Origin of the sequence: Gemella haemolysans, assembly GCF_901873445.1 — a bacterium.
GTDB lineage: Bacteria > Bacillota > Bacilli > Staphylococcales > Gemellaceae > Gemella > Gemella haemolysans_C.
On sequence record NZ_CABFLN010000040.1, the window covers coordinates 1 to 12,121 of the forward strand.

The following is a 12,121-nucleotide window of genomic DNA, read 5'->3' on the forward strand; positions in this document are numbered from 1 at the left end:
GTATTTAAACTTCCTGTGGGTACCATTATCTAGTTCATCATAGCTAGTAAGAAGGTTTTTCCAATAACATTTCAATTTTCTGTGGTACATTGTAAAATTAAGTGCATAAAAGAATATCAGATAATAATATATTAAAAATTCGGCTAATTAATTTATTAGTCGAATTTTTTATAAGTTGATATACTAAGTTTTGAAAGACTTTAATAATTGAGTAAAATCTTTAATTTTATATCCAATATAATTTTTATGTTTATATTTTATCATTAAATATTATGTAAAGCAATTCAAAATACTTTTGTATTTTTGAATAATACGATTATAAAAAAATTTAAATAATAGTTTTATGGACAGAATTTAAAATTTTAATATTGGTTAAAAAAGATACAATACTTCACATACAAAATCTATTAAAAATTTGTTGCATTAGGCCTTTTATGATATAATGAAGGATGTTACATAGGAGGAATTATGTTTAAATTTTTTAGAAAAACTGAACAAGTACAAAAAACTGAAAAACAAGAATTAAAAAAAATTCCGACACACGTTGCTATAATAATGGATGGTAATGGACGTTGGGCTAAAAAAAGAAATATGCCTAGAATTAAAGGACACTATGAAGGAATGCAAACTGTAAAAAAAATCACAAAGTATGCTTCAAAATTAGGTGTTAAATATTTGACGTTATATGCATTTTCTACGGAAAACTGGGCTAGACCGAAGGAAGAAGTTAGTTATTTAATGGATCTTCCAGAGAAGATGTTTAGTAGTTTTATGCCAGAACTTATGGAAAATAACGTAAAAGTTGAAGTTATAGGTGTGGTAGAAAAACTTCCAGAAAATACTAGAAAAGCTGTTAATGATGCAATTGAACAAACAAAAAATAATACAGGATTAAAATTAATTTTTGCCTTGAATTATGGTTCTAAAGACGAAATGTTAAGGGCAATTAAACAAATTGCAAAAGATGTTCAAGATAATAAATATAGTGCAGAAGAAATTTCTGAAGAGCATGTTAGTGCAAATCTATTTACTTCTAATACACCAGATCCCGATTTATTAATAAGAACGTCTGGAGAACAAAGAATTTCAAACTTTTTACTGTGGCAAATTGCTTATAGTGAGTTTTTATTCACAAAAGTAGCTTGGCCTGATTTTAATGAAGATGAATTCTATCAAGCTTTATTAGAATATCAAAGTAGAGATAGAAGGTTTGGAGGTTTAAATGAAGACTAGGATAATAACGGCTATAGTAGCATTAATTGTTTTCTTACCTTTATTATTTTTAGGTGGAGATTATTTCAAATTTACGACTTTTGCACTTGGTGTGATGGCTATGTATGAGATTGTGAGAATGACATTTAAAGAAACTAATATCGTAGTTTTAAGTTTATCATCATTAGCGGGAGCATTATTATTTTTACATAATGAAGTTTCAATATTGGTACAGTATTCTATAATTTATTTATTATTAATTGGTATGTTAGGTACTGTTGTTATGACTGGACACAAGATTAAATTAGTTGAAATTGGTTCAATTATATTCGTGACTGCCTATATATTTGTAGGGTTTTATTGTTTATTTATGTTGAGAAACTTAAGTTTAAGCCATGTAGCATATTTATTACTTACTATTTGGTTCACAGATAGTTTTGCATACTTTGGTGGTATGAAATTTGGGAAAAATAAACTTTCTCCGAATATAAGCCCGAATAAATCAATTGAGGGTTCAGTTATAGGAAGTGTATCATCAATAGCGATAGCATTATTGTTTTTCTTTACAACAAATATCTTTTCAAATTTATTAGTTGCAATTGTTGTAACATTAATAGTAAGTGTAATCGGACAATTTGGTGATTTAATTGAATCAGCATATAAGAGAGAATATCAAGTTAAAGATAGTAGTAATTTATTACCTGGTCATGGTGGTATATTTGATAGATTTGATTCTGTAATATTATCAGCTCCATGTTTAATAATATTACTAAGTTTATTTTAAAATTTAGAGAGGTATTAGATGCAAGGTATTATAGCGTTTATATTAATATTTTTTGTGGTAGTAACTATTCATGAATTTGGTCATTTTATAGTTGCTAAAAAATCAGGAATATTATGTCAAGAGTTTGCAATAGGAATGGGACCTAAAATATTCCATAAAAAAATAGGGGAAACTAATTTTACAATAAGACTTCTTCCAGTTGGTGGATATGTAAAAATGCCGGATAATGTTTTTGATTTTAATAACGATATGTCGGTATATGATCTAAAAAAAGGAATGAAAGTTAGTTTAAAACTAGATGAAAATGACAAAGTTGAAAAAATAGTTTTAGATAAAACTAATGATATGGATTTACTTCCATTAGAATTAAATGAATTTGATTTAACTGAAAACCTATTTGTAGAAGGTTTTGTAGGTGATAGAATAGAACGTTACGAAGTAAGAAAAGATGCATGTGTTGCTTTTGGTGGAATGGAAGAGCAAATTGCACCAGTAGAGAGAATGTTTTCTTCTCACTCATGGGGGAAAAAATTCTGGACATTATTCGCGGGACCATTGATGAACTTTATTTTAGCTTTAGCTATTTTCTTAGGTATTTCAATCTATAGTGGTGTTCCATCAAATACTACTCGTTTAGGAGAAATAGTGTCCAATTACCCAGCTTATTCAGCAGGATTAAAACAAGGTGACATAGTTGAGCAAGTAAATGGTAAGAGCGTTACTACATGGAAAGAAATGACAAAAGAAATCGTAGGTTCTAATGGTTCTGAGCTTACATTAAAAGTGTCACGTGATGGTTCACAACAAGAAATTAAAGTTACACCAAAAGAAGAAGTTACCGTGGAAAAGGGTAAAGAAGTTAAAACATATAAACTAGGAATAAACCAAGCTTATGAGAAAGACTTAGCAGATTCTATTAAGAATGGTTTCGAACAAACATTATTCTTCGGAACTGCGATTTTTATGGGAATTATTAATTTATTTGCTTCACTATTTAGTGGAGGATTTAGCTTAAATCAACTAGGTGGGCCTGTAGCAATTTATGAAATGTCTTCAGCTGCTGCACAAAGTGGATTACTAACAACCCTAAGATGGACAGGGATTTTAAGTGTAAACTTAGGACTAATGAACTTAATTCCTATTCCAGTTCTTGATGGTGGAAGAATAATTTTTGTAATTTACGAAGCAATCTTTAAGAAACCAATTAATAAGAAAGCTCAATATTACTTAACAGTAGTATTTGGTTTATTAATGGTAGCATTAATGTTAGCTGTAACGTGGAACGATGTTCAAAGATTATTTGGAAAATAGATAGATGAGAAGAGGAGTTTAGATTGACTTCTCTTTGTTTTTTATTATATTGATAAAAGAGATTTAGTAATAGGAAATCGCTTTTAATTTTAATAAATTTAATATATAATATCGATAGGTATTAAATACCTATTAAACTATTTTTTACAATTTTAAAATATTAAAGAGTCATGCAGTAATGCGTGGCTCTTTATTTGTTTTATCTAGATTAGGTGTTGTTTTAAAATTAAAATCGTTCATTTGAGAAATCATAAAAAGCAGTAGCTTATTGATAAATTCGTTTTATAAAGGCTTTTTAGATATCTAATAAACTTGTCACGGGTGGCTCAACAAAATTGTTTTATCTGAAATCATGATTTTTGAGTCATTCCCATTTAATTGTGCTCTGTTATTTTATTTCGTTTTAAGCTATAATATAATAGAGATAATTTATAGAAAAAAGGTGATTATATGGTTAAATTTTTACATACTGCAGATTGGCATATTGGAAGAAAATTACAAGGGAAAGATTTATTAGAAGATCAACAATATGTAATGAATAATTTGATTAGTAAAATTGATGAGACTAAACCTGACTTTTTAATAATTGCAGGTGATTTATATGATAGAAGTGTTCCTAGTAAAGAGGCTACAACACTTTTACAGGAACTTCTAGTGAAAATTAACATCGAATGCACTATACCAATTTTTGCAATTAGTGGTAATCATGATAGTAAAGAGAGATTAGCTATAGGAGAAGCTTGGTTTAGCAAGCATAAATTCTATCTTCATACAAGATTAAATCAAGTATTTGATAAGATTACTATTGAAGATACGGATATATATTTATTACCATATTTTGAACCTTTTGAAGCAAGAGAACATTTTGAGGATGCTACACTTACAACTCATAATTCTGCGACAAAAAGAGTAATTGATGAAATTTATAAAAATATAGACATGAGTAAAACTAATATTTTAGTAGCTCATACTTTTGTATCTGGAGGGCTAGAAACTGATTCTGAAAGAGAAATTTCTGTAGGAACTGTTGAAAATGTAGCAGTTGAAATTTTTGAAAAATTTGATTATGTAGCTCTAGGTCATCTTCATAATCCGAATGCTATAAAAGAAGAACGTATAAAATATAGTGGTAGTCCAATGGCTTATTCATTCTCTGAAGCAACACAGACAAAAGGTATGAGGTTAGTAGAATTAACAAAAGAAATTTTTACTGAAGAGTTTATTTCCTTGGAACAAAAACGTAAATTACATAATATTAGTACAACATATGAAGAGGTATTTACAAAAGTATTTCAACAAAATTTTGATTGTAAAAATGATTATTTTAGTATGGAATTAAGTGGTATGGAAGGCGTGACAGATCCTTTACCACGAATTAAAGAGTATTATCCAAATACTTTGATACTTAAACAAAAAAGAAATAATAATAGTGATAGTGAAATTAAATTTGATAAAGAAATGTTGACTAAAAGTCCACTAGAATTGATAGAAGGATTTTATAATGAACAAACAGGTAGCGAGTTAACGGTAGGGCAAAAACGAGTGCTGGTAAATATTATAGACAAGGTGAATCAAGATGAAACCAATTAGATTAGAATTAAAAGAATTTGGTCCATATAAAGATGAAATAATAGAATGGGATAGAATAATAAATGAACCTATATTTTTAATAACAGGAAAAACAGGTTCGGGGAAATCTACACTTTTTGATGCTATTACTTATGCATTATACAATAAGACAACAGGAGGTAAAGATATATCTTCTTTAAGGACGAAAACCGCTAGCGACAAAGATAAAACACAGGTGAACTTTGACTTTGAATTAAGCGGAAAGAGATACAGAATTGAAAGAACTTTAGCTTATCTGAAGACTGGTAATAAAAATTTAACTTCTGGGAAAGTTGCTTTAATGAAATATAATGATGAAGAATTAGAAGTTATTGCAACAAAAGAGCAAGAAGTTAAAGAAAAAGTAGAAGAGTTAATAGGTTTAGATGATAAACAATTTTGTCAAATTATCATATTACCTCAAGGTAAGTTTAAAGAATTCCTATTATCAAAATCAAGTGAGAAGAAAGAAACTTTAAGGTCGTTATTTAATACTTATTTTTATCAAAAATTTGTAGATCAATTACAAGAACAAGCAAAAAAATTAGATAGTAATAACAAACAAAAAGAAAAAGAATTAATTACAAGATTTGAACAGTTTGATATAGATGGAGAATTAACAAAGTTTGAGTTTTTAAAAGATGAGAATTTTAAAGAGATTAATGAAATAATTTTATCTCAAGAAAACGATATAGAAACAGAAAAAAAAGAATTAGCTAAATTAGAAAAAAATCTTATAAAATCAAAAGAGAATTTTATAGAATTAAGTAAACTGAACGATAAATTTTTAAATCTTGAAGATAATAAGGTGAAAATTGATGAATTAAATAATAAAGACGATTACTTCAACAAACTAAAAGCGGAGGTAGAAAAGTTAACGGAGTTGCAAAAAAGTAAAGATAAAATAACAGAATATGTAAGTTTATTAGATAAACAACTTCAATTAACAAAACAGGGAAAATCTCTGCTAGATGAAAAAGAGCGATATAAGAAAGATTTAGCTGCGAATACTGAGCTAGAAACTAAACTTACTTCAATAAAAGACAAAATTGAATCAATTAGAAAAGAAACAACAGATTTAAAATTCTTTTATAACAATATTGATGAACTGATAGTGGCTAAAAGTGATATAAATATATTTACTAATAAACTTGAAGAGCTAAATCTAAAAAAAGAATCAATAAAAGAAATAGAAGATAGTTTAAAAATTGAAAAAGAAAACTATTTTGAATCGAATGAAGAAAAGAATATTCTCGATGGTAGTATAGGAAAGTTAAAATTAGAGATTTTAAAGAAAGAACAAGAAGTAGAAAAACTAAAAGAGTTTGAAAAAAAATCATCAGAATTAAATGATAAAAAGCTTAATTATGAAGTTTCAAAAAAATATTTAGAAGAGTTGCAGGTAACTAAAGGAGAAATTGAAAGAGACGTGTTATTACTAAAAAGTAATAAAGAACAAGAAGTATTGAATAGCTTTTTAGTGAAGTTGCATGAGGGTGACGATTGCCCGCTTTGTAAACAGAAAATCGAGCATCTTCCAGAGATAACTACACTTGTAGAAGTAGATGATAATATAGAAAAATCACTACAAGATGTTACTGAAAAAGTAATAAAATTAGAAACTCTTTTACAAAAAGATGAACAAGATATTCAAAAGCTAACGACAACAGTAAAGGATTTAGAAGATTTTATTAATTTAAAAGCCGTAGAACAATTAACTGAATTAGAAGCTGAATTAAAACGTGAAACTATCAATTTAACAGAAGTAGTAGAGGGATTAAAAAAATCGGAAGTTAAAATAAAAAACTTTGAAAAAGAGATAGAAAATCTGTCAATTTTATTAAAAGATGAGGATCAGTTAAAACAAAAACAATTGGAAGCTAAAAATAAAATTGATCAATTTGAAAATAATGTAAATATTGAGTTAGAAGACTTTAAAGATTATTATGAAAATAAAATAGTTCAAATTAATGAATTTGATAATAATTATAAAGAATTCCAGGAAAATAATAATGAGTTGCAAATCAGGAAAATAAAAATAGAAACTGAGCAGAAAAATAATGCAGATAATTTATTAGAAGTTACAAAAGGGATTGAATTTATAGTATCGAATTTTATGAATTCTAAACTTAGTAAATACTACAGTTCTTTAGAATCAGCTGAAGAAAACATTGAAGAATTAGAAAAATTAGAACAATATCAAGCTCAAATTGATGAATTTGAAGATACTAAGAAGATATTACTAAGTTCTTTAAAACAACTTGAAGAAGAATTAATGAACGTAGTAAAACCTGATTTAGAAGAAGAACACGAGAAATTGCAAAATATGGAAGATGAGGTTTCTAATTTTATAGAAAAAATGGCAATTCTTACAACGAGATTATCTAATAATAAAAAATTATACGAAAAAATTCATAATGAGTATCTTAAATTATTAGAAACGTCTAAAGATGCCCGAGAAATAATAGCATTAAGTGATGTTGTTAGTGGAAAAACAGAAAATAGAAAATCACTAGAAACGTATGTTCAAGGATATTATTTAGACTTGATACTTGTTGCTGGAACGAAAAGATTGCTACAGATGACAAATGACCGTTACAGATTTATTAGGCGTGAAGAAAAATCTAAAGGTGGAGGGCTGCAAGGTCTAGAAATAGAGATACATGACATTTATCTAAATAGTACACGTATTATAAGTTCTTTATCTGGAGGAGAATTATTCTTAGCTTCGTTAGCATTGGCATTAGGATTAGCAGAAGTAATACAAAATGAGAGTGGTGGTATCTCTCTAGAGACTATTTTTATCGATGAAGGATTTGGTTCATTGGATGCTGAAACTTTAGATATTGCATTAACAACATTAATAGATCTTCAGTCTTATGGAAGAAATATAGGTATAATATCTCATGTTAGTGAACTTAAAGAACGAATTAGACCGAAAATTGAGGTATACACTAAAGATAATTATGCAAAAGTCAAAATGACTGGAATATAAGTTGAAATAATATAAGAAAGGAGAAACGATGAATTTAGAATTATTAGTAGGACCAAGTGGTGTTGGAAAAACTAACTATATATTAGAGGATATAGATTTAAATAGAAAAGACAATAAAATAATAGTATTGACTCCGGAACAGAACAGTTTTAATTTCGAAAAAATCTTATGTGATAAATTCGGTGGAACGTTTAATATTGATGTTATGAATTTCTCAAGTTTAACTAGAAGGTTAGCTAAACAACTCGGAATCGACAATCTTAAGAGATTAGGTGACAATATTAAACCATTTTATTTCTATAGAGCTGCAAAAAACTTAGATAATAGTGAGAATTTTTTAGTGAAAAGAATTCTACAAGATGTGAGTTTTATAGAAGTTGTAGAAGAAATTATAAATGAGTTAAAGGAATATACTGTAAGTATAAATACTTTAGAAGAGTATTTAGAAAAAAATACTCTTCTAGAAAAGAGTCATCGTGAAAAACTAGAGGCAATTTTAGAAATATATGTAGAATACACAAGGTTATTAAAAGAACAAAGTACATTTGATAAAGTAGATTATATAACTGAATTGTTATTATATTTAGAATATGTTGACTTAAGTGATTATATATTTTATGTGGATGCTTATTATAACTTTACAGCTCAAGAGTATAATTATATAGAGAAATTAGCTAAGAAATCTAAAAAATTAATAATAAGTGTAATTAGTGATGCGAATAGATATTTTAACTTCAACCTTTCGCAGTTGATTCAAGGCTATGAATTAGAAAAGATGAAATATAATAGTTTTTATCTTTCAGATTTATTTAGTAAAGAGAAATATAAACTAGATATATTCAGAAAGTCTCATGAAATTATTGCTAGTATGAATGAAATCGTGAAAAATAACAAAGATGTTAATTTTTCATTAGTAGCTTTTATTAAAAATGAAGAAGTGAATGTATTAAAATTTGATATAAAGGATAGTATAGTAGAAAATTACAGTATACTAGAAAATAAAAATGGACGATTCAGGAGAATTTCTAATAGTATTCTTGCTGAGAAATATTATAAAAATTTTACTGCGCAATATGAGACTGATGACAGTGTTGAAATTATTTGTGCTAAGAATAAAGAATTAGAAGTTAAACAAATAGCGCGTGAAATAGTAAAATTAAAAGAAGAAAAAAGTGTTGATTATAATGATATAGCAATTCTTTATCGTGATAATATATATGAAAACTATATAAATATATTTAAAGATTATAATCTAGAGGTCCATTTAGATAAAAATATTGAGACAAGTAATCATCGTTTAGTTAAATTTATTCAGGAAGTACTAAATTTTAATGATGGAAACTTTAAAACTAGATTATTAAACTTACTAAAAACTAGGTTAACAAACTTTGAGAATATTTATCGTCAAAAAGTTATTTCTCATATACTATTAGATGATACAAGCGTTAATGAAAAACAATTAGAAAAGTTAATAACAGAATTAGATGAAAATTCAATTAAAGAAAAAATTTCTAAGAGTAGCCTAATTTCCAAGTCGACTAGTAAGTTTAGTTATAATGAATTATTAGACAAGGTTAAAGTTATTTCTGTAGATGATGTTGAAAATATACTAAATGAGAAATTGGTAAATTCTTCTAATGATATTTTAAAAGATTATTTTGTTGAAAAAACAATTAAATATTCAACAGAGCAACTACGAATTTGTAAAGAGGTACTATTAGAATTCTCTGATAAGGTTTCTGCAGTATCTATGAAAGATAGTCTACAAGTTAAACGTTATGTGAAAAAACTAGTGGATGTATTTGATTATTGTAAAATTAGAATGTATCTTGATAAAGAAGATGGAGACTATGATGATATAGAAGAGTTGAAAGTGGACAGTATTGATAGACAAGTTTATAAAAAAATCTTGGAATATATAAATGATATAAATGAAAATTTTGGTAATGATAAGTTTGAATATCAAAAGTTTGTAACACTATTTAATGTTGGATTGACTACTATTAAGTACCGTTCAATACCAGAAATAAATAATTCTATAATTATGTCTACAATGGATTTAGCTAAGGTAGAAAATAAAAAAGTTGTTTTTGTTATTGGATTTAACAAAGATGTGCTACCAGTGTCTAAGAGTACAGGATTAATAGACGATAAAGATAAAGAGGAGCTTATATTAAGAGATATCTTTTTATCACCAACTAAAGAAGCGGCTCTAATTGATGAAGAATTTGTAGCTTATGTGGCTTTAACTCGTGCTAAAGAGAAAACATTTATATGTTATAGTTTATTGGATAAAAGTTTTAAAGAAAACTTTGCTTCTCCATATTTGAGTACAGTAAAATCATTGTTTCCACAATTAGTTGAGAAACAAACTTCGAAAATTTTGGAATTTTCTATTTCAGATTACAGTTATTATTTAGACAATTTCTCAGAAATTGTTTCGGAGAAAGAATTTAACTACTTGTTTTCAAAAATCTATCGAAGATTTATGGAAGTAAAAGACAGTAAGACTAAAGAAATAGAATTGTTAGTAGAGTTAATGATTAAGTTTTTAGAAAATTATCAAATGTCGCTTACTTCAGAAAATTTTGAAAGCTACGAAGTACTTGATGAGTTAAATGACAGAATATTCTTTTCTAAGGATAATAGTATTAAAAATTATTTAGCTAAAATAATTAGAGATTACAAGTTTGAACTTAATTCAAACACAGTTGATGAATTTTTAGAAGAAAAAAATGAGACTTTCTCTAAGTTTAGTATTTCTAAAATTTCTGATTTTGAGAGAAATCCATATCAGTTCTTTATTAAGCGAGTTCTTGGAATAGCTGAAGAAAGAGATATAGATATTGATAATCTTGTTTCAGGAAGATTCTTCCATGCAGTGATGGCAGATGAAAGAATTGTTAATTTTATTGCTGAATGCGGAAGTAAGATTGATATTGATATTCAAGAAGATGAAGATATTGCAAGAAAATTTAAAATAAAAGAAATTGTAAGAGATGTTGTTTATAATAGTGATAATAAAGATATATTAGAAACTTTAAAATTAATAGAATTGTTAAATACTCATAAATATATATTAATTAATATGCTTCAAAGGTTAGAGATAGCTATAGCAATCGAGATAAAATATTTTGCTTTAACAAAATTTATGCCGATATTCTTAGAAAAATCATTTGTTTTAGAGATAGAAGACAATATTGTTACGTGTGAAAATATTGAAACTGGTGAGATTAATAAGAAAGAGTTACTTCAACAATATAATATTCCACCTATTAGATTTGTAGGTGTAATAGATAGGGTTGATGTTCTTGATAAAAATATTTCTATAATTGATTATAAGAGTAGTCAGACAGACTTCACACTAGATAGTATAGAACTAGGATTTATTTCTCAAATTTTAACATACTCGTTAGCATGTGAATTGATGTTCAATAAAAAATCTGAGGATATTCTTGGAATTTTTTATAGAGAAATTGCCAAGTTAGGAAAGGATTTGAAAACATATAGGTTAAGAGGTTTAGCAAATAGTGATCTAATATTAAAAGAAGACTTTTTAGAAATTGCACCAGAAGTTATGTATGTTAGAACTACGAAGAAAGGCGCTATTCATGGAGCAGATGCACACAAAGCATATACTAGTCCAGAATTAGAAAAATTGGTTAATAAAAATCTTCACAATGTGATGTGTTTATTAGAGAAGATATTTTCATTTGATTACTCACTAAAAAATTATGAAGTAGATAATCAGTATCTTGCTGAAAAACAAACTTTATTTAAGTTTGCATCTAATAGCGATACAAGATTAGATTATAAAAATAAGGTTAGTCTTAAACCAAAAGAATTAAAAGAAAAGTTGTTAAAAGAATAGATTTTTAATCGATTATTAGAATTTTTTAAAGAAAAAAATATTATATTAGAGATAATTCGATAAAATGTTTACTAAAATACACGCATTAATTGGATTATCTCTATTTTTTTTTATTTTTTTATTAAATTTTAATCACATTTGATAAGATTTATATTATAATAGTATAAGTGAAATAGTAGCTTCTTTTCATATATGTTTTCGTAGAAGTAAGAGATTGTATTAGATAATAAATAATAACGATAAAGGCAAGGATAAGATAAATATGAAATTAACTTTTTTTGAAAAATTAGAACAGTATCAAAACAGTTCTAAAGAAGTATATATTAATAATATATATCAG

General features: G+C 26.6%; 6 protein-coding genes. All 6 read left to right on the plus strand.

Annotated elements, in window-relative coordinates:
- Positions 1-468: 468 nt before the first annotated feature.
- The 6 genes from JX287_RS05605 to JX287_RS05630 all read left to right on the plus strand — a co-directional run bounded on the left by JX287_RS05605 (position 469) and on the right by JX287_RS05630 (position 11,781).
- Positions 469-1,233: an isoprenyl transferase gene (locus JX287_RS05605; protein WP_003146490.1), complete on the plus strand. Its 765-nt coding sequence runs from the start codon at positions 469-471 to the stop codon at positions 1,231-1,233.
- On the plus strand, positions 1,223-1,996 hold the full coding sequence (locus tag JX287_RS05610) for a phosphatidate cytidylyltransferase (RefSeq protein ID WP_204643409.1): 774 nt from the start codon (positions 1,223-1,225) through the stop codon (positions 1,994-1,996). The genes JX287_RS05605 and JX287_RS05610 overlap by 11 nt, the downstream gene beginning before the upstream one ends.
- An 18-nt stretch (positions 1,997-2,014) precedes the next feature.
- Positions 2,015-3,307 (plus strand): RIP metalloprotease RseP, encoded by a 1,293-nt coding sequence (rseP, locus tag JX287_RS05615; protein ID WP_204643411.1) that lies wholly within the window; start codon positions 2,015-2,017, stop codon positions 3,305-3,307.
- 450 nt (positions 3,308-3,757) lie between these two features.
- Complete coding sequence (locus tag JX287_RS05620; RefSeq protein ID WP_204643413.1) at positions 3,758-4,897, plus strand: exonuclease SbcCD subunit D; 1,140 nt, start codon at positions 3,758-3,760, stop codon at positions 4,895-4,897.
- Entirely contained in the window at positions 4,884-7,910 is a 3,027-nt protein-coding gene (locus tag JX287_RS05625; RefSeq protein ID WP_204643415.1) for an AAA family ATPase, read from the plus strand. The genes JX287_RS05620 and JX287_RS05625 overlap by 14 nt, the downstream gene beginning before the upstream one ends.
- Positions 7,911-7,938: 28 nt before the next feature.
- Positions 7,939-11,781, plus strand: coding sequence for a PD-(D/E)XK nuclease family protein (locus JX287_RS05630; protein WP_204643417.1), 3,843 nt, complete (start codon positions 7,939-7,941; stop codon positions 11,779-11,781).
- Positions 11,782-12,121: the final 340 nt, after the last annotated feature.